We start from the raw sequence: 20,530 nt of genomic DNA, 5'->3' as shown, positions 1-20,530 counted from the left end.
GAGGGATTTTAGTTACTGGTGACGGGAATCCGTTGACCTAAATCAAATTAGATTTATCGCTTTGCGCTTTATGACGATTTTTTTACCCTCTTTTTAATTCCTATCAGAGCGGCCAATATATACAAATCATTAATAAAATAAGCAAATGCATTGAATTGACGGTTTTTTACGCATTCCGTAATTGACCCTTTCCCCTTGCTGTGCCTTAATAGCCGCATCGCCCGGAAGGGTATACCCAGGAAAACAGCGTGAGCCAGACCCCGCCTATGCGCAAACGACATCGATTTAACACTCGGATGACCCGCATCATACTGCTCATCAGCTTCCTGTTTTTCTTTGGCCGCTTCGTTTATTCCTCTATTGGCGCCTGGTATCACCATCAGGACAAAATTCAGTCCCAGCAGTCCAGCCTGACCGTCGAAACAACGCCCGAGCGCTAAGCGCTAGCCCGCGCAGCGGTGCTGCAGCAGGCGAACAATGCCCGCAATCCCCCTGCTGAGGATTTTATCCTGACGCATCACGACGGCCAGCTGTCGCCCCAGTACCGGCCTGAGTGAACGCACGCTTAGCCCCTCACGATCGGCTGAATGCGCGACCGACATGCCCGGCACAATGCTGTAGCCCAGCCCGGCCCGCACCATTCGCTTAATGGCTTCGATACTGCCAAGCTCCATGACCGGCGCGATGGCAAGCCCGCTCGCGGCAAACCAGCCGTCAATCAGCGCGCGCGTGCCGCTTCCCGATTCAAACGCGATTAACGGATGGGCATGCAGCAGCTCGGGCGTCATGCCCGCAAAATCAGCCTGCTGCGAAGCGATAAAGACAAACTCTTCGTCCATCACGGGCGTTACGTTAAGCGCCCGCCCGGCCGCCGGCAGCGTCACCAGCCCCATATCAAGACGGTTTTCCTCCACGGCGCGGACGATATCGCGCGTGTTGCCGGTCGTCACGCCGACGCTCAGCAGCGGATAATCGCTGCGCAGCTGCTGGAGCAGAGGCGGCAGAAGGTGAATGCACGCCGTTGCGCCGGTCCCCAGGGTAATCGTGCCGTTGACCTCGTGGCTGAGCGCGCCCACGGCGCGTATCGCTTCATCCACGGTCTGCTCGATGCGTTCCGCCTGCACCAGCAGCGCGAGCCCCGCGGGCGTCGCCTTGATGCCCCGCCCGGTGCGTTCGAGCAGCCGCGTCTGGAAAAATTGCTCCAGTTGGCGAATTTGCAGGCTGACCGCAGGCTGGGAAATCCCCAGCGCATCCGCCGCTGCGGAAAAGCTGCCGCGCTGCACGACAAGACGAAAGGTTGCAATCTGCCCGAGGTTGAGCGTCGTCATTCAAAGTTTCTCTTATGCCATTCATAAGGTTAAGGCTCTGCCAGCACAATAGCGTGCCGGATATGCTGAGGACAACTGCCTGTCGGAATGAAACCACATGAAAACTGCTCCGCTTCCCCGCAGCCTCGCCCTCCGGGCCGGGTGTAATCAACTCATCAACTGGGGCATTTCCTTTTACATGCCCGGCACGTTTGCATCGGCTATCTCCGCCGACAGCGGCTGGTCATCACCGCAAATCTACCTCGGCCTGACGCTGGCGATGCTGGTCATGGCGGGCGTTTCCCCGTTCGTCGCGTTTCTGCTGGCCCGTTTGGGCGGCCAGCGCGTGGTCATGAGCGGCACGCTAATGATTGCCGCAGGCTGCCTGAGCATGGCGCATGCCTCCTCCCTCGCGGGCTGGTACTGCGCCTGGGTGCTGACGGGGGTTGGCATGCGCCTGTCGCTCTACGATGCGCTCTTCGCCGCGATAGTGAATCTGTACGGCCAGCAGGCGAGACGAACGATCTCCCGCATTACGCTGGCGGGCGGGCTGGCATCGGCGGTCTTTTGGCCGCTGGGGGACTCGCTGCTCCACATTATGAGCTGGCGGAGCGCGCTGCTGGTCTATGCCCTGTTCGGTTTGTTAAGCGCGCTCCTCATTCGCAACCTCCCGCGCCAGCGGCTCGCCGTAAATGCACAGCCTGCGGCCCCGGCCACGAAGAACGATCGCCGCAGCGGCTGGCTTTACGCCCTGTTCATCGCGCTTATCACGTTCGTCTCTAACGGCACCTCCACGCATCTGCCTGAGTTTCTCGTCAGCTTCGGCCTGCCGGTCAGCGCTGGCGCGCTGTGGGGAGTGGGCCAGACCGGCGCTCGGCTGATGGAGGTGCTGGCAGGCGGGCGCTTAACGCCGATAAGGCTGACGCTTTTTACCGCCCTCGCCATGCCAGTCTGCTTTCTTATCGGCCTGAGCAGCTCCGCGTTTGCCTGGAGCGCAGCCGGGTTTGTGCTCGGCTATGGGGCGATTAACGGGCTGATGACCATCGTCAAAGCGACGCTGCCGCTGGAGCTGTTCAGCGCCGAGCGCTACGCCAGCCTCACGGGCTGGCTGTTTATCCCCGGACAGCTGATGGCGGCAATGTCGCCGTTTGCCTATGCGTGGCTCAATAAAACGCTGGGTATTGCCGAAGCCATGTTGGTTTCACTGGGTCTGACGCTGGTCATAGCGGGGTTAGCCATCGCTATCGCGCGCGGTAGAGGCAGGCAAACTGTATCTCAACGTATCCCAGGCGCGATGCTGACACGTCGGTACAAAAAGGCGCGTGCCGCAAACAGCGCGGATACATAGAAATGGTCTTCTGTGGTTGTCGCATGGCTAATCACAGAAGTGAGCCATCCGGAAGAAATCGCCCGGACAATTGAGCAAGCGGTGAAATGATTTAGCGAAAAAAAGCCCGCAGAGTGCGGGCTTTGATAATCACGAGACTATTGGGCGGGAGTTATTCCCACTCAATCGTTGCCGGTGGCTTACCGCTGATGTCATACACCACGCGTGAAATGCCGTTTACTTCGTTGATGATGCGGTTGGACACGCGGCCCAGGAAGTCATACGGCAGATGCGCCCAGTGGGCAGTCATGAAGTCGATAGTTTCTACCGCGCGCAGTGAGACAACCCAGTCGTACTTACGGCCATCGCCCATCACGCCGACGGAGCGAACCGGCAGGAACACGGTGAACGCCTGGCTCACCTTGTTGTACAGGTCGGCTTTGTGCAGCTCTTCAATGAAGATCGCGTCCGCGCGGCGCAGCAGGTCGCAGTACTCTTTCTTCACTTCGCCCAGCACGCGCACGCCCAGACCCGGACCCGGGAACGGATGGCGGTAGAGCATGTCGTACGGCAGACCCAGCTCCAGGCCGATCTTGCGCACTTCGTCTTTGAACAGCTCGCGCAGCGGTTCAACCAGGCCCATCTTCATCTCTTTCGGCAGGCCGCCCACGTTGTGGTGAGATTTGATAACGTGCGCTTTACCGGTCGCGGAGGCCGCGGACTCGATCACGTCAGGGTAGATGGTGCCCTGCGCCAGCCACTTCACGTCTTCCAGCTTCAGCGCTTCTTCGTCGAACACTTCAACGAACACGCGGCCGATGATTTTACGCTTGGCTTCCGGATCGTTCTCGCCTTTCAGCGCGTCCAGGAAGCGCTTTTCACCTTCCACGTGAACGATGTTCAGGCCGAAGTGGTCGCCGAACATGTCCATCACCTGCTGGGCTTCGTTCAGGCGCAGCAGGCCGTTGTCCACGAAGACGCAGGTCAGGTTTTTACCGATGGCGCGGTGCAGCAGCATCGCGGTCACGGAAGAGTCCACGCCGCCGGAGAGGCCGAGGATCACTTTGTCATTGCCAACCTGCTGGCGAATACGCTCTACGGCGTCGTCGATGATTTTTGCCGGCGTCCACAGGGCTTCACACTGGCAGATGTCGCGCACGAAGCGCTCCAGCATGCGCATACCCTGGCGGGTGTGGGTTACTTCCGGATGGAACTGCACGCCGTAGAAGCGTTTCTCTTCGTTCGCCATGATGGCAAACGGGCAGCTTTCGGTGCTGGCAACGGTCACGAAGTCAGACGGGATGGCGGTGACTTTGTCGCCGTGGCTCATCCACACGTCCAGCAGCGGCTTGCCGTCTGCGGTCAGGGAGTCTTCGATGCCGCGCACCAGGGCGCTGTCGGTAACAACTTCAACCTGCGCGTAGCCGAACTCGCGTTCGTTAGAGCCTTCAACGTGGCCGCCCAGCTGCATCGCCATGGTCTGCATGCCGTAGCACACGCCGAATACCGGCACGCCCGCTTCGAATACGTACTGCGGCGCGCGCGGGCTGTTCTCTTCGGTGGTGCTTTCCGGGCCGCCGGAGAGGATTATGCCGCTTGGGTTAAATTCGCGGATCTGTGCTTCCGTGACATCCCACGCCCACAGCTCACAGTAAACGCCCAGCTCACGCACGCGGCGCGCCACCAGCTGAGTGTATTGAGAACCGAAATCAAGGATGAGGATGCGATGTTTATGAATATTTTCCGTCATTGACGCTAATTCCGAGGCAAGTGAAACAGATTAAATAAATCGCCCGACGCGAGGTCGGGCGAAGAAAATCAGGAGCCCAAACGATAGTTCGGGGACTCTTTGGTGATCGTCACGTCGTGAACGTGGCTTTCCTGGATACCCGCACCGCTGATGCGTACGAACTCCGCTTTAGTACGCAGCAGGTCAATGGTACCACAGCCGGTCAGGCCCATGCAGGAGCGCAGGCCGCCCATCTGCTGGTGAATGATCTCTTTCAGACGGCCTTTATAGGCCACGCGGCCTTCGATACCTTCCGGCACCAGCTTGTCGGCGGCGTTATCGGTCTGGAAGTAACGGTCGGAGGAGCCTTTAGACATCGCGCCCAGGGAGCCCATGCCGCGGTATGATTTGTAAGAACGGCCCTGGAAGAGTTCGATCTCGCCCGGGGACTCTTCCGTCCCTGCCAGCATGGAGCCCACCATCACGGCGGCTGCGCCTGCGGCGATAGCTTTGGCGATGTCGCCGGAGAAGCGAATCCCGCCGTCAGCAATTACCGGAATGCCGGTGCCTTCCAGCGCTTCAACCGCGTCGGATACGGCGGTGATCTGCGGAACGCCTACGCCGGTGACGATACGGGTGGTACAGATGGAGCCTGGGCCGATGCCCACCTTCACCGCGCTGCAGCCAGCTTCCGCCAGCGCGCGCGCGCCTGCGCCCGTCGCCACGTTGCCGCCAATGATCTGCAGGTCAGGATATTTTGCGCGGGTTTCACGAATGCGCTGAAGAACGCCTTCGGAGTGGCCGTGTGAGGAATCAATCAGCAGCACGTCTACGCCCGCAGCAACCAGCGCGTCAACGCGCTCTTCGTTACCCGCGCCCGCGCCAACCGCCGCGCCCACGCGCAGACGGCCATGCTCGTCTTTACAGGCGTTCGGCTTACGTTCTGCTTTCTGGAAATCTTTAACGGTGATCATGCCGCGCAGGTGGAAGCTGCTGTCGACAACCAGCGCTTTCTCAACGCGTTTCTCGTGCATTTTTGCCAGCACCGCGTCGCGGGTTTCGCCTTCGCGCACGGTCACCAGACGCTCTTTCGGGGTCATGTAGACGCTGACCGGCTGGTTCAGGTCGGTCACGAAGCGCACGTCGCGGCCGGTGATGATGCCCACCAGCTCGTTCTCTTCGGTCACAACCGGGTAGCCAGCAAAGCCGTTACGCTCGGTCAGGGCCTTCACTTCGTGCAGGGTGGTGGTTGGCAGAACGGTCTGCGGATCGGACACGATGCCGGATTCATGTTTCTTCACGCGGCGAACTTCTTCCGCCTGGCGCTCGATAGACATGTTTTTGTGGATAAAGCCAATGCCGCCTTCCTGTGCCAGGGCAATAGCCAGGCGCGCTTCGGTCACGGTGTCCATTGCCGCTGAGAGCATAGGAATGTTCAGGCGAATGGTTTTCGTCAACTGCGTGCTGAGATCGGCAGTATTCGGCAGAACGGTGGAGTGAGCGGGAACGAGGAGGACGTCGTCAAACGTCAGTGCTTCTTTAGCGATACGTAGCATGGGCAATATCTCTGACCTGGGTGGTTAAATATTGCCGTGGCATTATACAGAGCGTAACCGATTGCATCTACACTTTTTTGCAAAAAATGCTTGCGCTCGCCTCAGGGCAGGTTACTATCGACTGAATAACCTGCTGATTTAGAATTTGATCTCGCTCACATGTTACCCTCTCAATCCCCCTCAATTTATACCGTTAGCCGCCTTAACCAGACGGTGCGTTTGCTGCTTGAGCAGGAAATGGGGCAGGTCTGGATCAGCGGTGAGATTTCGAACTTTACGCAGCCGTCGTCCGGGCACTGGTACTTCACGCTAAAAGACGACACCGCCCAGGTGCGCTGCGCGATGTTCCGCAACAGCAACCGCCGCGTGACGTTTCGCCCCCAGCACGGCCAGCAGGTTCTGGTTCGCGCCAATATCACCCTGTATGAGCCGCGCGGCGACTATCAAATTATCGTCGAGAGCATGCAGCCTGCGGGTGAAGGCCTGCTACAGCAAAAGTATGAGCAGCTAAAAGCGAAGCTCTCCGAGGAGGGCTTGTTCGACCAGCAGTATAAAAAGCCCCTGCCCTCGCCCGCCCACTGCGTTGGGGTGATTACCTCAAAAACCGGCGCGGCGCTGCACGATATTTTACACGTGCTGAAGCGTCGCGATCCTTCCCTGCCCGTCATTATCTATCCAACCGCCGTTCAGGGCGACGATGCGCCGGGCCAGATCGTGCGCGCCATCGAGCTGGCGAACGCGCGTCAGGAGTGCGACGTGTTAATCGTTGGCCGCGGCGGCGGCTCGCTGGAAGACCTGTGGAGCTTCAACGACGAGCGCGTGGCGCGGGCGATCTTTGCAAGCGTTATTCCGGTGGTCAGCGCCGTCGGGCATGAAACGGACGTGACGATCGCGGACTTTGTCGCGGACCTGCGCGCGCCGACGCCGTCCGCGGCGGCGGAAGTGGTGAGCCGCAACCAGCTCGAGCTGCTGCGCCAGATTCAGAACGGCCAGCAGCGTCTGGAAATGGCAATGGATTACTTCCTCGCCAACCGCACTCGCCGCTTTACCCAGATTTATCATCGTTTACAGCAGCAGCATCCGCAGCTGCGCCTGGCCCGCCAGCAAACCGTGCTGGAGCGCCTGCGCCAGCGGATGAACTTCGCGCTGGACGGCCAGCTTAAGCACGCGGTCTCGCGCCAGCAGCGCGTGACGCAGCGCCTTAACCAGCAGAATCCGCAGCCGAAAATTTACCGCGCCCAGACGCGCATTCAGCAGCTCGAGTACCGCCTGGCGGAAAATATCCGCGCCCGGTTGAGCACCACCCGTGAACGCTTTGGCAACGCGGTGACCCATCTGGAAGCCGTCAGCCCCCTCTCCACCCTGGCACGCGGCTATAGCGTGACCACCGCGACGGATGGAAAACTGCTGAAGCAAACGAAGCAGGTCAAATCCGGTGACGTGCTGACCACGCGTCTGTCGGACGGCTGGGTGGAAAGCGAAGTGAAATCAATTAAACCGGTGAAAAAGACGCGTCAGCGTAAAACCGGATAATACTTCGCCGGTTAATTACTATACTGCTGCTATTCCCTTTTTTAATAAGGAGAGCAGCATGCCCCATCTTCACAGCGTTATTCCCCCCTATATTCTTCGCCGTATTATCGAAACCGGCTCAGAGCCGCAGCAGCGCTGCGCCCGTCAGACCTTAACCCACGTCCAGACCCTGATGGCCCATATGCCGGGCAAACCCGCCGCGCCGCACGTCAACAAAGCCGGCCAGCTGGAGCGCGATATTTACGATGCAAAGCAAACCCAGGAGCTGCCCGGCACGCAGGTGCGCTACGAAGGCCAGCCGACAAACGGCGACGTGGCCGTCGACGAGGCCTACGACTATCTGGGCGTCACGCATGATTTTTTCTGGAAGCAATACCAGCGCGATTCCCTCGACAATAAGGGGCTGATTCTGACCGGCACCGTTCACTATGGCCGGGAATATCAGAACGCCTTCTGGAACGGTCAGCAGATGGTGTTCGGCGATGGAGACGGCGAGATTTTCAACCGCTTTACGATTGCTATCGACGTTGTCGCGCACGAGCTCAGCCACGGTGTCACCGAGACGGAAGCCGGGCTTATCTATTTTGAACAGTCGGGTGCGCTGAACGAATCGCTGTCGGACGTGTTTGGCTCGCTGGTCAAGCAGTATCATCTGAAGCAAACCGCCGATAAGGCCGACTGGCTGATCGGCGAGGGGCTGCTGGCGAAAGGCATTAACGGTAAAGGGCTGCGCTCGATGTCTGAGCCCGGTACCGCCTACGACGATCCCCTCCTCGGTAAAGATCCGCAGCCTGCCCATATGAAAGACTTTATTAAAACGCGCGAGGATAACGGCGGCGTGCACCTGAACTCCGGCATTCCAAACCGGGCATTTTACCTGGCCGCGACGGCCATTGGTGGCTACGCCTGGGAAAAAGCGGGTTGTGCCTGGTACGACACGGTTTGCGACCGCAGCCTGGCGCAGGATGCAGACTTTGACGCGTTTGCGAAGCTGACGGTTGCCCACGGCGAAAAACGCTCGGGCAGCGACGTTGGAGCGGCCATTAAACGCGCCTGGGAACAGGTGGGAGTATTGTGAATGCAGGTTCCAGAACTGACGGATGACGCCGTGGTCGAGCTGGCCCGCGAAGGCGGCGTCGCGTTTATCCCCAAGCTGAGCGGCCAGCGCACCATCGCGCTCTCGTCGCTTAACGAGGCCCAGCGCCAGCGCCTGGTCAGCATTCTGGAGCAGGCTTTCCCGCGCGGTCAGCCGCCCGGGCAAGCCTCTTCACCCGGCAGCGGCGACCAGCGCTATTTCCGTATTCAGATAATCTGGACCGGACAAAATCAGGCGCACTACGCCGACATCATCGTGCTGGTGCCGGAGCAGGAAGCGCCCGAGTCGCTGGTCGAGCTGTGGAAAAAAGGCGAAGGCTGCGTATGCGATTAGGCGCCAGGCAGCACAAACTCCACGCGCTTTTTAGAGATCAGCCCGTGGCCGTTCTGGCAGAAGTAGTCCACCGCGCCGCAGGCTTTTAGCACCTGAAGCGGCTGGTGGCAGTCCGGGCAGCGCGCTTCAAGCGCGAAATCTTTGTTGCACCGCTCGCAGTGCGCCGCGCCGTTTTGAGGCTCAAGCGCCGCGCGGCATTCCGGGCAGGTAATGGTCATGGAAGCTCCTTTGCTTAGCTGTAATGCGTTGATCTTATCACGCTGTACTCAGTGTGGACCACGAAGCTGCTGCTGCAGGGTGAGCAGCAGCTCGACCTCCTGAATCCTGCGCTCGGTTGTTCTCCTGACGTCTTGCGAACCGCGCTCGAACAGGCTCCGCGCCCCCAAAATGCATTCTGTCAGGCAGCGCGCATAAAGCGTTCCCGGAAGATGCTCGCATTGGACGTCGCCGTCCGTGCCGTGCTCAAGCACATCCTCTGCGCCACGCCGGTCGTGGTTGATAATGCGCCCGTCGCGCAGGTAAATCCGCAGCCCCTTTTGGCCTCCGGCCGGCCCCGCATATTTATTGAGCCAGATATCCACGGGCACGCCGCCAATCTGCCCCTGAAGATGCGCCTCGCCCTCTGCGGTGACGAAATCCCCTTTCGCAATTTCACGTCCCAGCCGGTCTTTAGCGGCGGCGACCCGCAGCGCCATGTCATCATTACCGCCAATGAGATGCACCGTTTCCCGAAGCATTGCCAGCACGTGGGTGCCGATATCCAGAATGACGCCGTCAGGATGGCGAAGCGTGCGCGTGTCCGGCTCGCCGGTGGCAAAGTTGAGCGCGATCGGTTCTCCCGCGGCGTTAAGCCCGCTCGGCTCCTGCAGAAATCCTTCGATTTTGACGATATCTGACGTCCCGGCGATATGCCTCGCCGCCTGCGTTCGGGCCATCCAGTGGTCGAGCGCCAGCACGCGGGCTGCCGCGCCGGGCGCTGCCAGCAGCCATTTCAGCCTTTCAATCTGGGAAAGCGTGGCGACGACGGGCTTTTCTACCACGATGCGCGGGATAGCGGAGCGGAGCGCCTGCTCCAGAACCTCAAGATGCTGAAGGGATGCGGTGGTGATAAAGAGGATATCAAGCGGTTGAGCGAGCAGCTCGGGGAGTGAAGCGCAGCGCGCTATGCCTGCTGGATGCCGCGCGGGCTGAATGTCGAAGCCCGAACAGCGTAGCGTCTCGCCAAAAATCGTTCTTAGCGCGGGCAGGTATGCGGTTTCAACCACCGCGCCGAGCCCAATAAATCCTATCAGCATATTCTACCTCGAAGATTGCATTGCCGGGGATTGCGTCCGCCCCGGCAATGCCGAGGTTTATCAGGCGCTAGCGACCGGTTTAGTCTGCGCATTTTCCAGCATGCGGCGCACCGGAACAATGAGCACGATCAGCACGGCGGCACAGATCAGCAGCGCAATGGAGCAGCGCGCGAAGAGATCTGGCAGCATGTCCAGCTGATCCGCCTTAACGTGGCCGCCAATCAGGCCTGCGGCCAGGTTGCCCAGCGCGCTCGCGCAGAACCACAGCCCCATCATCTGACCGCGCATTCTTTCCGGTGCCAGCAGGGTCATGGTCGCCAGGCCAATCGGGCTCAGGCACAGTTCGCCGAGCGTCAGCATCAGGATACTGCCCACCAGCCAGAATGGCGACACGCCCGCGCCGCCGCTAGCCAGCACGTTCTGGGCTGCCATCATCATGATGCCAAAGCCCGCGGCCGCGCACAGAATGCCGATAACGAACTTAGTAATGCTGCTCGGGCGAATATTCATGGTCGCCAGCTTCGGCCACGCCCAGCTGAATACCGGTGCCAGCAGGATGATGAACAGCGCGTTGATCGACTGGAACCACACGGCAGGGATTTCAAAATCGCCAATCATGCGGTTAGTGTAGTCGTTGGCGAACAGGTTGAACGAGGTCGGCTTCTGCTCAAACGCGGACCAGAAGAACGCGGCGGAAATCAGCAGGATAAAGCAGACCAGCAGCCTGGCGCGCTCTTTGCGGTTCAGGCCCGCAAAAATAAACAGATAGACAAAATAGAGGGCAACGGAGCCCGCAATCACGTAAACCAGCACGCTGGCGACCGCAACCGGGTTAATCACAATCACGCCCTGCGCGATAAGCGTAACGATAATGGCTACTACGACGGCCAGCGCCAGCAGCCAGGCCCCCACGCCGCGGCGCTTCACGACCGGGCTGTTCCAGGTTGAGTCCAGGCCCACTTCGCTGTCGTAGCGCTTCATCGACGGAACGGCAAACACGCGGAAGATGATCAGCGCCACCAGCATCCCGATGCCGCCGATGCCGAAGCCCCAGTGCCAGCCGTGGGTTTTAATCAGCCAGCCGGAGATCAGCGGCGCGATGAACGAGCCCATGTTGATGCCCATGTAAAACAGCGAGAAACCGCCGTCGCGACGCGCATCGCCTTTTTTGTACAGCGTGCCCACCATCACCGAGATACAGGTTTTGAACAGGCCAGAACCGAGCACGATAAACATCAGCCCGATGAAGAACAGGTTGTCGCCCATAAAGGCCGAGAGCGCAATCGACAGGTGGCCGAGCGCGATCAGAATCGAACCGTACCAGACGGCCCGCTGCTGCCCGAGCCAGTTATCCGCCAGCCAGCCGCCCGGCAGCGCCGCGAGGTACATCGTCCCCGCGAAGATACCGACAATCGCCGACGCGTTTTCACGCGCCAGCCCCATTCCGCCGTCATACACGGTGGCCGCCATAAACAGGATCAGCAGCGGGCGAATGCCGTAAAACGAGAAACGCTCCCACATTTCGGTAAAGAACAGCGAACCGAGCGGATACGGATGGCCGAAGAACGTTCGGCTTTCTTTTTGATTAACAGAGGATTGCATAATTCTCCCGAAAGGTATGTGTCGTGCTTGTAAACACCGGCATGTACGCCGATCAGTTACGTATCTGACCGATTTTTTACATACGGCGAAAATTGGTTAACCATTTGATAACCAGGCGCTAGTTTTGTCTAGTACCAGACCCAGGACTTTAAGACGAAAATTCGATGATTGTCTACTTTTCTGGATTTAAACAAGGTTAAAAACGATTAGTGATTGACATCACAGAGAGAAAACGCACGGTATGAAAGACGTAAAAACCCGCGGCGTGCGCGGGTTTTTAGGGTAGCTCTGCAATGATTATTTGCAAACTGCCTTTAACACTCGATACGGCTTAATTTCACGACCATCTCGCCAATAAATACAGCCATAGCAGATGCCAGCACATTGCAAATGATATAAATCGTGAAATAGGTATCTTCTACGCGGTCTGGGTATGGCCCCTTTTCGTATGGGATGTAATTCAGCAGATCCGTAACGGTGCACTTCAAGCTTTCGGCCAGGGGATCAAAAATACCCGTTAGCATGAGCACGAACGTAACGGCCATAAAACCCAAAACGCGAACAGACCATTTAACCGGACGTGACATTACATCTCCCCGATGTATTCCCAATCACGGTTATATCACCGTACGCCCACAGGTGATCTCCCTGCAGTATACGGTGACGGTGAGCACGCAGAAGCGCAGCTCGCACCGTGTAAAAGTCTCGCGACAGAAAAAAGGTAATGCATCCTTCGCTAATTCCCGATCCATCTGGCCGCGGTGGGTGGAGCCGGAAATGACCGCGGAGATAGTGGTGTTGGGCGTCTATATCGAACCTCATAAAGTCATCCACCACGCCATCCTTACGATATAAAGCGAACCAGTCATAATAATTATTGCCCGTAAAAGCGTGTTTAAACCACGTTTGAGCATGGGAGTACATGCCACCTGCGGGCCTGTCTACAATCCAGTAGCTTCCAGGAGGAACGGTCGCATTCTCCATGAAAGAACACTCAGGCTTATTTACCAGTTCGTCCAGCCCGCTAAATACAGGGAACGAGCCAACGCCGCTAACATCGAGGCGGGCCACGCGGCCATCATCATAAAGATGGTTAAAGTCAACGCGGCAGCTGATCAAGCGTATATCCTCTGATTCCAGGTGTCGGTGTAGGTGATATTCCCGTCGAGATAAAGCCAGGTGATGCTTTCGTATGCCAACGATACCGACTCGGTCGGGTTATTCATTTGCCCTGCGGTATTTTTGAAATTGTGCATAACTGGCGTCACGGCCACCACTTTTACTTTCTTCAAAATGATGTGCATAAACTCCTCCTCCACGCCAGCATCGTTGATTCGATACCACTTGATAATCCCCTGCTGGAGCGTTTCGCCCTGGCATACGGCGCGATTGAGGTATGGTGTTGCCCTGTCCAGCTCCTTGGTAAAGCTCAGCTGATCGTGCACGCGTGTGCCGGTGAGTTTTCCAAAGTTATTATCGTAGGGGATATGGATGCCGTGGTTGAAGCTCTGCATTTCTATAGCGCCTTCACGCAATAAGACGTTAGAGCCCCCCTGTATCAGGGTTCCGGTTGAGTTATAAAGCCAGATATAAGCGGGTACAGACACTTTGATTTCCCTTTTGTCGTTATTCCTCCCGCTTTTCTACACCTGCTTATCCTTTTTTCCTCAGCACTGAGTGCGTCTTTATCTTTAAATATTCCGAAAGTTGAGAAAGGCCCCTTTTAACCAGTGCTTTCGCGCCTTGCTATCACGTATTACAAAGACAAAAAACCCGCGGCGTGCGCGGGTTTTGTAGGAAACTCAGCAATGATTATTTGCTTTTCTTGATGTGCTTAATTAAACGCTTACGCTTACGCATCTGGTTTGGCGTCAGGGTATTGCGCTTGTTGGCAAACGGGTTTTCCCCTTCCTTGAACTGGATGCGGATAGGCGTACCCATCACGTCCAGCGACTTGCGGAAGTAGTTCATCAGGTAACGCTTATAGGAATCCGGCAGATCCTTAACCTGGTTACCGTGAATCACGACGATTGGCGGGTTATAACCACCTGCGTGAGCGTATTTCAGCTTCACGCGGCGACCGCGCACCAGAGGCGGCTGGTGGTCTTCTGCGGCCATGTTCATGATGCGCGTCAGCATCGCGGTGCTCTGACGACGGGTGGAGCTGTCATAGGCTTCACGGACAGATTCAAACAGGTTGCCAACGCCGCTGCCGTGCAGCGCAGAGATGAAGTGCACGCGCGCGAAGTCGATGAAGCCCAGGCGGAAGTCCAGCGTCTCTTTAACCTGCTCTCTCACTTCGTTGCTCAGGCCGTCCCACTTGTTGACGACGATAACCAGTGAGCGCCCACTATTGAGGATAAAGCCGAGCAGCGAGAGGTCCTGATCGGAGATACCTTCACGCGCGTCGATAACCAGCAGCACCACGTTGGCATCTTCAATCGCCTGCAGCGTTTTGATAACGGAGAATTTTTCAACGACTTCGGTGATTTTCCCGCGCTTACGTACGCCAGCGGTGTCGATGAGCACATATTCGCGTTCATCACGCTCCATCGGGATATAGATGCTGTCGCGCGTGGTGCCCGGCATGTCGTATACCACGACGCGATCTTCACCCAGAATTCGGTTAGTAAGCGTGGACTTACCTACGTTCGGACGACCAACAATCGCCAGCTTAATCGGGAGATCCTGTGGATTGAAGTTATCCTCAGGCTCTTCTTCACCCTCTTCATTTTCGCTGGCTTCGAACTGCGCCCAATATTCGGCATCTTCGTCCACTTCTTCCGGCGGGTTCACTTCGTCAACCCACGGCAGCAGAACGGTTTCAAGCAGGCTTGTCACGCCGCGGCCATGAGAGGCAGCGATGGGGTAGATTTCACCGAGGCCTAAAGACCAGAAGTCAGCCACGGCCTGATCGGCATCAATGCCGTCAGTTTTGTTCGCCACCAGGAAGGTTGGCTTTTCACGCGCGCGCAGATGCTTAGCAATCGCGGAGTCCGCCGGCATCAGGCCCGCACGCGCATCCACCATAAACAGAACCACGTCCGCTTCTTCGATCGCCAGCAGCGACTGTTCCGCCATGCGGGTTTCGACGCCGTCTTCTGTTCCATCAATACCGCCGGTATCGATACAGATAAACTCGCGACCTTCCACCTCTGCACGACCGTACTTACGGTCACGCGTCAGCCCCGGGAAATCCGCAACCAGCGCATCACGGGTGCGTGTTAAACGGTTAAAAAGAGTGGATTTTCCAACGTTAGGGCGCCCGACAAGCGCGACCACAGGTACCATGTTTGAAGCCTCATAAAATTCAATATCACGTCGCTATCGCGGCGTTTTTCAAAAAGTCAAAACGGCCCCTGAGCGAACAGGAGCCGTTGAGTATACTACAACCGCCGTGTAATTAACGCGTGATCGCGTACAGCGTGCCGTCTTTTGCCTGAATCAACAGTTTACCGTCGGCAACCACCGGGTCCGTCAGGAAGCCGGAGCTATCAACTTTCTGCTGGGCGGTGAAGCGTCCGTTTTGCGGATCGATCCAGTGCATATAGCCTTCGCTATCGCCTACCACCAGGCTACCGTTGTAAAGTGCCGGTGCGGTCAACAGACGGTGCAGTAGGTCGCTTTGGGTCCACAGCGTCACGCCGCCTTCGATGCTCAGCGCCAGCAGGCGGTCATTCTGATCGACCATATAGATGCGGTTGCCGTCTACGATGAAGTCGTTCACGGAGCCCAGTTCACGCTTCCACATAATCTGGCCGCTGCGCAGGTCCAGCGCGGTCAGGTTGCCGTTGTACGCCAGCGTGTAAACCACGCCATCAACGATAACCGGGGTGGTGTCTACGTCGCTCAGACGGTCAATTTCGGTTGAACCGGTTGCCTGAGAGATACGCTGCTGCCAAATCATCTGGCCCTGCTGCATCAGAACCGCGCTTACGCGACCGTTGTCACCGCCAACAATGGCAGCGCCATATGCAACGGCAGGCGCAGATTCACCGCGCAGAGACAGCGCAGGCATATCCAGGTTAACGGTCCATTTCACCAGACCATCCGCCTCGTTCAGCGCCTGCAGCTGACCGTTGCTGGTGTGAATCAGCACCATTCCGTCACTCACAACGGGACGGGACAGTGCTTCACCGGCGACCGCCGTTTGCCATGCGATAGAACCATCGCTGGCGTTCAGCGCGTACACCTGAGCCTTTTCACTTCCCACGTAAACATGGCCGCCAGACACGGTCAGACCGCCAGAGAGAAGTGCAGGCTTACGGGAGAACCAGCCGTCTTTTTCAGCCAGATTCACGGACCAGACTTCTTTACCGTCATCGGCGTTAACGGCTTTCACCGTGCCTTTGCGGTCAGCCGCATAGACGACGCTGTCAGCAAACGCTGGATGCAGGTTAGAGTAGAAATCGCCGATACCATTCCCCACGGAGGAACTCCATGCGGTTGACGGAGTAAATTGGTTCTCAACCGTCGGCAGCGGGGACATTTTGACAACATCTTCTTCGCCACTGAACAGTGAACAGCCACTCAATAACGTAACGGAAAGCAGTCCTGGCAGAAGTAATTTACGCAATTGCATCGGGTCCCTCTCAGACGGACAAATTATTTATTTTCATCTGCATCATTTCGCTCAGCGCAGGAGACGCTTTGCTATCCACGCCAGCTTGCCACGCCTTACGCGCGCCCTCTTTGTCGCCCTTGCTCAGCAGCGCTTCACCGCGGAGATCGGCAACGATGGCAGCAAAGCCTTCACCTTTGATGGTGTCGAGCGTTTTCAGCGCGTCATCAGCTTTTTTCTGCTGAACCTGAATGCGCGCCAGGCGCAGGTTGATCACCGCTTTCAGATTTTCATCTTTAGCAGCAGCCAGTCCCTGGGACAGCTGTGCAGCCGCTTTATCCAGCTCGTTTTTATCAACGTACTGCTGGGCTACTTCCAGCGCGGCCAGCGCACCGTAGGTATTTTTGTTGTCAGCCGCAAATTTCTCTGCAGCGGCCAGCGTTTGCGGCTGGTCGGCGCGAATTGCACTGACGGTATTTTCATAGCTCAGGGACGAACCGCGAGCGGAGTCAGCCTGATGATTATTCCAGTAGCGCCAGCCCACCAGCGCACCAACGCCTAAAATGACGCCAACAATCAGCGCTTTGCCATTTTCTGCAAAGAAGCGTTTGATCGCATCAACCTGGTCGTGTTCGTTTTCGTAAATTTCCACGCAGTCCTTCTCCTTAGCCCAATAAAGTGCGCAAGTGCGCCGCAACGCCGTCCTGCGTTACCGTTGTTTGCTCTCCAGAGCGCAGGTCTTTTACCACCACTTCCGCGTTCGCCACTTCGGACTCACCCAGAACCAGTGCGATCGTTGCGCCCCACTTATCGGCACGAGCAAACTGTTTTTTAAAGTTGCCGCCGCCATGGTTGGTCATCAGCTTCACGCCCGGCAGCGCATCGCGCACCCGTTCGGCAAGCTGCATCGCCGCAGGTTGCGTATCCGCACCTGAGGCCACCAGGTATATATCGACAACGGAATCTGCTTTAAATTCCGGATTAACCGCCTGAACCAGCAAAACAAGTCGCTCAAGGCCCATGGCGAAGCCTACAGCAGGCGCGGCACGGCCACCCAGCTGCTCGACCAGACCATCGTAACGACCGCCGGCACACACGGTACCCTGTGAACCGAGGCTGGTGGTGACCCACTCAAAGACGGTGCGGTTGTAGTAGTCCAGACCGCGCACCAGGCGCTGGTTCACGGTGTAGGCAATGCCCGCCGCTTCAAGCAGCTTGCACAGCCCAGCAAAGTGCTCGCGAGACTCTTCGTCAAGATAGTCACCCAGCGCAGGCGCGTCGTTCAGCAGCGCCTGCACGTCCGGGTTCTTGGAATCCAGCACGCGCAGCGGGTTGCTGTACATGCGGCGCTTGCAGTCTTCATCAAGCTTGTCTTTGTGCTGCTCCAGGAACGCCACCAGCGCATCGCGGTAGCTAGCGCGCGCGTCCAGAGAGCCAATAGAGTTCAGCTCCAGAGAAACGTGGTCAGCGATGCCGAGCGCGCGCCACCAGCGGGCGGTCAGCATAATCAGCTCGGCGTCAATGTCCGGCCCTTGCAGACCAAAAACTTCCACGCCCAGCTGGTTGAACTGGCGATAGCGCCCTTTCTGCGGACGTTCGTGGCGGAACATTGGGCCGATATACCACAGACGCTGCTCCTGATTGTACAGAAGACCATGTTCGATGCCGGCGCGTACGCAGCCCGCCGTTCCTTCCGGACGCAGGGTCAGGCTGTCGCCATTGCGGTCCTCGAAGGTGTACATCTCTTTTTCAACCACGTCGGTCACTTCGCCGATCGCGCGTTTGAATAACGGGGTCTGCTCTACAATCGGCAAACGGATTTCGCTGTAACCGTAGCTGCCGAGCACCTGTTTTAAAGTGCCTTCAATGCGCTGCCAGATGGCGGTTTCGCCAGGCAGATAATCGTTCATGCCGCGGATGGCTTGAATGTTTTTTGCCACGTTTATTCTCTTTCTATATACAAAAAAGAACCCAAAGAATGGGTTCAATCATACATGGGAAGCTCGCGGCTTCCCAACACGTTATTTTTCAACCTGCTGAACGCTGATGCGCTGCGCTTCATCCATCATGCTGGCTTTGGCACGAATGCGGGCTTCGAGCTGGTCGATCATGTCACTATTATCCAGACGATCTTTACGAACGCCATCTTCATAGAGACCACTTTTCTTGTTGCCGCCGGTTACGCCGAGCGTTGACACCAGCGCCTCGCCCGGACCGTTCACCACGCAGCCGATAATGGAGACGTCCATCGGCGTGATGATATCTTCCAGACGCTGCTCCAGTGCGTTCACGGTGCCGATGACGTCAAACTCCTGACGCGAGCAGGTTGGGCAGGCAATAAAGTTGATCCCACGGGCGCGGATCCGCAGCGATTTCAGAATATCGAAACCGACCTTGATCTCTTCTACCGGATCGGCCGCTAGAGAAACGCGCAGCGTATCGCCGATCCCTTCGGAGAGCAGCAGACCCAGACCGATCGCCGATTTAACGGACCCGCTGCGCAGGCCGCCCGCTTCGGTGATCCCAAGGTGCAGCGGCTGCTCGATCTGTTTTGCCAGCAGGCGATAAGACTCTACCGCGAGGAATACGTCTGACGCTTTCACGCTGACTTTAAACTGATCGAAGTTGAGACGATCCAGATGATCGACGTGGCGCATCGCGGATTCAAGCAGCGCCTGCGGCGTCGGCTCACCGTATTTTTCCTGGAGATCTTTTTCCAGAGATCCGGCATTTACGCCGATACGGATAGGGATATTTTTATCACGGGCGCAGTCCACCACCATGCGGATACGCTCTTCGTTACCGATGTTGCCCGGGTTGATACGCAGGCAGTCGACGCCATATTCGGCAACCTTCAGCGCAATGCGGTAATCAAAGTGGATATCAGCGACCAGCGGAACGCTGACCTGCTGTTTGATCAGCTTGAACGCCTCAGCGGCGTCCATCGTTGGGACGGAAACGCGAACAATGTCCGCGCCCACGCGTTCTAACGCTTTAATCTGATTGACCGTCGCTTCCACATCCGTCGTGCGCGTATTGGTCATCGACTGAACGGCGATAGGGGCACCATCGCCGATTGGCACATTCCCAACGTAAATCCTTTTCGATTTTCTACGTTGAATCGGAGCCTGGTTATGCATGAAAAATCTCCCGCGTTGCCCGTCTGTTACTGTGCTGCTGATTGTTCGGCATTAACGGTAAGACGTGCAACCTGGTTAGTTCTGATAAAGCGGCTCAGATCGACAGGTTTTCCTTGATACTGGATCTGTACCGCGGCCGGAGCGCCGATTTTAAGTTTATAAGGTGCCTGACCGGTTAGGTTTAACGTGCCGTCTTTACGCTGCAGGCCGCTAAACAGCTTTTTACCCGTTGCGTCAGTCACTTCCAGCCAGCAGTCGGCACTAAAATTCATCACCAGCGCGTTGGGATCGGCCGCCGGGGTTGCCACACCAGCCTGACTGGTCGGCAGCGATGCAGCCGCGGTGTCTGCCGGTGCGGCAGTCGCCGGAGCGGCATCAACGTTAGCCTGAGAAGGCGCAACGACCGCGTTCTGATCCTGTGCCTGCGCGGCTGGCGCAGTGTTCGCCGTTGCGGCTGGCGCATCGGTAGCCGGCGTGTCAGTGGCCGCGCTCTGCGGTTCGCTGGAGGACGCTGCGCCGTCGGTGTTCAGCGGCACGCTCTGCGCGCCGTCGTTGCCGGACTGGTTCAGCTCGGCAGAAGACTGGTCGGCCATCGTGGTGATCTCTTCCTGCTGCGCTTTGTGGTTTTGCCACCACCATGCGCCCGTCAGGCCGACGACCACAAACAGCACCAGCCAGGTAAAACTCATCAGCCAGCCGTCACGTTTTTTACGACGCTTGCCCAGCGAGAAGCTCTGCATCGGCGCAACTTTTGCTGCACGGACCGGTGCCTGCTTCTCCATCATTGGCAGTAATTCTTCTTCAGGGATATGCACCAGTTTCGCGTAAGAACGGATATAGCCGCGAAGGAACGTTGAAGCCAGATCGGCTGGGGCCTTATCTTCTTCAATATCGCGAACCGTGGAAACCTTCAGGCACAGGCGTTCTGCAACGGCCTGCTGGCTAAGTCCGAGTTGTTCACGGGCGTTGCGAAGACGAACGCCAGTGGAGAGTGCTTCATGTTGGTCGTGAGTGGCTTCAGTATTCATTCGCTACAACTACTGGTACGTGA

20 protein-coding genes are annotated in these 20,530 nt (G+C 57.5%); 5 read left to right on the top strand and 15 right to left on the bottom strand.

Annotation, left to right across the window (positions count from 1 at the left end; genetic code table 11):
- The first annotated feature begins 248 nt into the window (after positions 1 to 248).
- Positions 249 to 440 carry a YfgG family protein gene (locus tag AB8804_RS03220; protein WP_371183037.1) on the top strand — a complete coding sequence of 64 codons (192 nt, stop codon included), beginning with the start codon at positions 249 to 251 and terminating at the stop codon, positions 438 to 440.
- Positions 441 to 443: 3 nt separating this feature from the next.
- Here the strand turns inward: AB8804_RS03220 and AB8804_RS03215 are convergent, their stop codons facing one another.
- Positions 444 to 1,328, bottom strand: coding sequence for a LysR family transcriptional regulator (locus tag AB8804_RS03215; RefSeq protein ID WP_371183034.1), 885 nt, complete (start codon positions 1,326 to 1,328; stop codon positions 444 to 446).
- Between the two features lie 97 nt (positions 1,329 to 1,425).
- Between AB8804_RS03215 and AB8804_RS03210 the strand changes: the two genes are divergently transcribed.
- Positions 1,426 to 2,655: an MFS transporter gene (locus tag AB8804_RS03210; protein WP_371183031.1), complete on the top strand. Its 1,230-nt coding sequence runs from the start codon at positions 1,426 to 1,428 to the stop codon at positions 2,653 to 2,655.
- A gap of 151 nt (positions 2,656 to 2,806) precedes the next feature.
- Here AB8804_RS03210 and guaA read toward each other — a convergent pair whose 3' ends face one another.
- Both guaA and guaB read right to left on the bottom strand, forming a co-directional pair.
- A complete protein-coding gene (gene guaA, locus AB8804_RS03205; protein WP_148242436.1) occupies positions 2,807 to 4,384 on the bottom strand; it encodes a glutamine-hydrolyzing GMP synthase in 1,578 nt (525 codons plus the stop codon).
- 68 nt (positions 4,385 to 4,452) lie between these two features.
- The gene (guaB, locus tag AB8804_RS03200; RefSeq protein WP_371183026.1) at positions 4,453 to 5,919 is read right to left on the bottom strand and encodes an IMP dehydrogenase; all 1,467 of its coding nucleotides are present in this window, start codon (positions 5,917 to 5,919) and stop codon (positions 4,453 to 4,455) included.
- A gap of 159 nt (positions 5,920 to 6,078) precedes the next feature.
- Between guaB and xseA the strand changes: the two genes are divergently transcribed.
- From xseA to AB8804_RS03185, 3 genes are read left to right on the top strand one after another with little or no spacing between them, the layout of a single operon-like run.
- Positions 6,079 to 7,452 carry an exodeoxyribonuclease VII large subunit gene (gene xseA, locus AB8804_RS03195; RefSeq protein WP_371183024.1) on the top strand — a complete coding sequence of 458 codons (1,374 nt, stop codon included), beginning with the start codon at positions 6,079 to 6,081 and terminating at the stop codon, positions 7,450 to 7,452.
- A 58-nt stretch (positions 7,453 to 7,510) separates the two neighbouring features.
- Entirely contained in the window at positions 7,511 to 8,530 is a 1,020-nt protein-coding gene (locus AB8804_RS03190) for a M4 family metallopeptidase (protein ID WP_371183022.1), read from the top strand.
- Positions 8,531 to 8,881: a protealysin inhibitor emfourin gene (locus AB8804_RS03185; protein ID WP_024908659.1), complete on the top strand. Its 351-nt coding sequence runs from the start codon at positions 8,531 to 8,533 to the stop codon at positions 8,879 to 8,881.
- On the opposite strand, the gene AB8804_RS03180 is transcribed toward AB8804_RS03185, so the two are convergent.
- The 12 genes from AB8804_RS03180 to rodZ all read right to left on the bottom strand — a co-directional run bounded on the left by AB8804_RS03180 (position 8,878) and on the right by rodZ (position 20,507).
- Complete coding sequence (locus AB8804_RS03180; RefSeq protein ID WP_371183020.1) at positions 8,878 to 9,099, bottom strand: zinc ribbon domain-containing protein; 222 nt, start codon at positions 9,097 to 9,099, stop codon at positions 8,878 to 8,880. The genes AB8804_RS03185 and AB8804_RS03180 overlap by 4 nt on opposite strands.
- 48 nt (positions 9,100 to 9,147) lie before the next feature.
- Positions 9,148 to 10,176 carry a Gfo/Idh/MocA family oxidoreductase gene (locus tag AB8804_RS03175; protein ID WP_371183018.1) on the bottom strand — a complete coding sequence of 343 codons (1,029 nt, stop codon included), beginning with the start codon at positions 10,174 to 10,176 and terminating at the stop codon, positions 9,148 to 9,150.
- Between the two features lie 60 nt (positions 10,177 to 10,236).
- Positions 10,237 to 11,778, bottom strand: a complete 1,542-nt coding sequence (locus tag AB8804_RS03170; protein ID WP_371183016.1) for a peptide MFS transporter — start codon at positions 11,776 to 11,778, stop codon at positions 10,237 to 10,239.
- A 314-nt stretch (positions 11,779 to 12,092) separates the two neighbouring features.
- Positions 12,093 to 12,365, bottom strand: coding sequence for a hypothetical protein (locus tag AB8804_RS03165; protein ID WP_371183014.1), 273 nt, complete (start codon positions 12,363 to 12,365; stop codon positions 12,093 to 12,095).
- A complete protein-coding gene (locus AB8804_RS03160; RefSeq protein ID WP_371183497.1) occupies positions 12,349 to 12,849 on the bottom strand; it encodes a DUF2778 domain-containing protein in 501 nt (166 codons plus the stop codon). Before AB8804_RS03160 ends, AB8804_RS03165 begins: the two co-directional genes overlap by 17 nt.
- 44 nt (positions 12,850 to 12,893) lie before the next feature.
- Entirely contained in the window at positions 12,894 to 13,385 is a 492-nt protein-coding gene (locus tag AB8804_RS03155; RefSeq protein WP_371183012.1) for an Hcp family type VI secretion system effector, read from the bottom strand.
- Positions 13,386 to 13,590: 205 nt separating this feature from the next.
- A complete protein-coding gene (gene der / locus AB8804_RS03150) occupies positions 13,591 to 15,069 on the bottom strand; it encodes a ribosome biogenesis GTPase Der (RefSeq protein ID WP_371183010.1) in 1,479 nt (492 codons plus the stop codon).
- A gap of 112 nt (positions 15,070 to 15,181) precedes the next feature.
- Positions 15,182 to 16,360 (bottom strand): outer membrane protein assembly factor BamB, encoded by a 1,179-nt coding sequence (gene bamB / locus AB8804_RS03145; RefSeq protein WP_371183008.1) that lies wholly within the window; start codon positions 16,358 to 16,360, stop codon positions 15,182 to 15,184.
- 10 nt (positions 16,361 to 16,370) lie between these two features.
- Positions 16,371 to 16,991, bottom strand: coding sequence for a YfgM family protein (locus AB8804_RS03140; protein ID WP_371183006.1), 621 nt, complete (start codon positions 16,989 to 16,991; stop codon positions 16,371 to 16,373).
- A gap of 13 nt (positions 16,992 to 17,004) precedes the next feature.
- Positions 17,005 to 18,279, bottom strand: a complete 1,275-nt coding sequence (gene hisS / locus AB8804_RS03135) for a histidine--tRNA ligase (RefSeq protein WP_371183004.1) — start codon at positions 18,277 to 18,279, stop codon at positions 17,005 to 17,007.
- Between the two features lie 81 nt (positions 18,280 to 18,360).
- Positions 18,361 to 19,479, bottom strand: coding sequence for a flavodoxin-dependent (E)-4-hydroxy-3-methylbut-2-enyl-diphosphate synthase (gene ispG / locus AB8804_RS03130; RefSeq protein ID WP_020690022.1), 1,119 nt, complete (start codon positions 19,477 to 19,479; stop codon positions 18,361 to 18,363).
- Between the two features lie 26 nt (positions 19,480 to 19,505).
- On the bottom strand, positions 19,506 to 20,507 hold the full coding sequence (rodZ, locus tag AB8804_RS03125; RefSeq protein ID WP_371183003.1) for a cytoskeleton protein RodZ: 1,002 nt from the start codon (positions 20,505 to 20,507) through the stop codon (positions 19,506 to 19,508).
- Positions 20,508 to 20,530: the final 23 nt, after the last annotated feature.

The organism is Enterobacter sp. KBR-315C3_2022 (assembly GCF_041399425.1).
In the GTDB taxonomy this organism is placed as follows: domain Bacteria; phylum Pseudomonadota; class Gammaproteobacteria; order Enterobacterales; family Enterobacteriaceae; genus Enterobacter.
The sequence above is the reverse complement of the archived record's forward strand: the minus strand, read 5'-3'. Positions and strand labels throughout refer to the sequence as shown.

What these genes read in the sequence shown, in the direction of transcription:
- xseA (WP_371183024.1), top strand. Translation starts at nt 6,079, where the DNA reads ATGTTACCCTCTCAATCCCCCTCAATTTATACCGTTAGCCGCCTTAAC.
- AB8804_RS03190 (WP_371183022.1), top strand. Translation starts at nt 7,511, where the DNA reads ATGCCCCATCTTCACAGCGTTATTCCCCCCTATATTCTTCGCCGTATT.
- der (WP_371183010.1), bottom strand. Translation starts at nt 15,069, where the DNA reads ATGGTACCTGTGGTCGCGCTTGTCGGGCGCCCTAACGTTGGAAAATCC.
- AB8804_RS03210 (WP_371183031.1), top strand. Translation starts at nt 1,426, where the DNA reads ATGAAAACTGCTCCGCTTCCCCGCAGCCTCGCCCTCCGGGCCGGGTGT.
- ispG (WP_020690022.1), bottom strand. Translation starts at nt 19,479, where the DNA reads ATGCATAACCAGGCTCCGATTCAACGTAGAAAATCGAAAAGGATTTAC.
- guaB (WP_371183026.1), bottom strand. Translation starts at nt 5,919, where the DNA reads ATGCTACGTATCGCTAAAGAAGCACTGACGTTTGACGACGTCCTCCTC.
- AB8804_RS03170 (WP_371183016.1), bottom strand. Translation starts at nt 11,778, where the DNA reads ATGCAATCCTCTGTTAATCAAAAAGAAAGCCGAACGTTCTTCGGCCAT.
- AB8804_RS03185 (WP_024908659.1), top strand. Translation starts at nt 8,531, where the DNA reads ATGCAGGTTCCAGAACTGACGGATGACGCCGTGGTCGAGCTGGCCCGC.
- AB8804_RS03215 (WP_371183034.1), bottom strand. Translation starts at nt 1,328, where the DNA reads ATGACGACGCTCAACCTCGGGCAGATTGCAACCTTTCGTCTTGTCGTG.
- rodZ (WP_371183003.1), bottom strand. Translation starts at nt 20,507, where the DNA reads ATGAATACTGAAGCCACTCACGACCAACATGAAGCACTCTCCACTGGC.
- AB8804_RS03175 (WP_371183018.1), bottom strand. Translation starts at nt 10,176, where the DNA reads ATGCTGATAGGATTTATTGGGCTCGGCGCGGTGGTTGAAACCGCATAC.
- bamB (WP_371183008.1), bottom strand. Translation starts at nt 16,360, where the DNA reads ATGCAATTGCGTAAATTACTTCTGCCAGGACTGCTTTCCGTTACGTTA.
- AB8804_RS03165 (WP_371183014.1), bottom strand. Translation starts at nt 12,365, where the DNA reads ATGTCACGTCCGGTTAAATGGTCTGTTCGCGTTTTGGGTTTTATGGCC.
- AB8804_RS03180 (WP_371183020.1), bottom strand. Translation starts at nt 9,099, where the DNA reads ATGACCATTACCTGCCCGGAATGCCGCGCGGCGCTTGAGCCTCAAAAC.
- guaA (WP_148242436.1), bottom strand. Translation starts at nt 4,384, where the DNA reads ATGACGGAAAATATTCATAAACATCGCATCCTCATCCTTGATTTCGGT.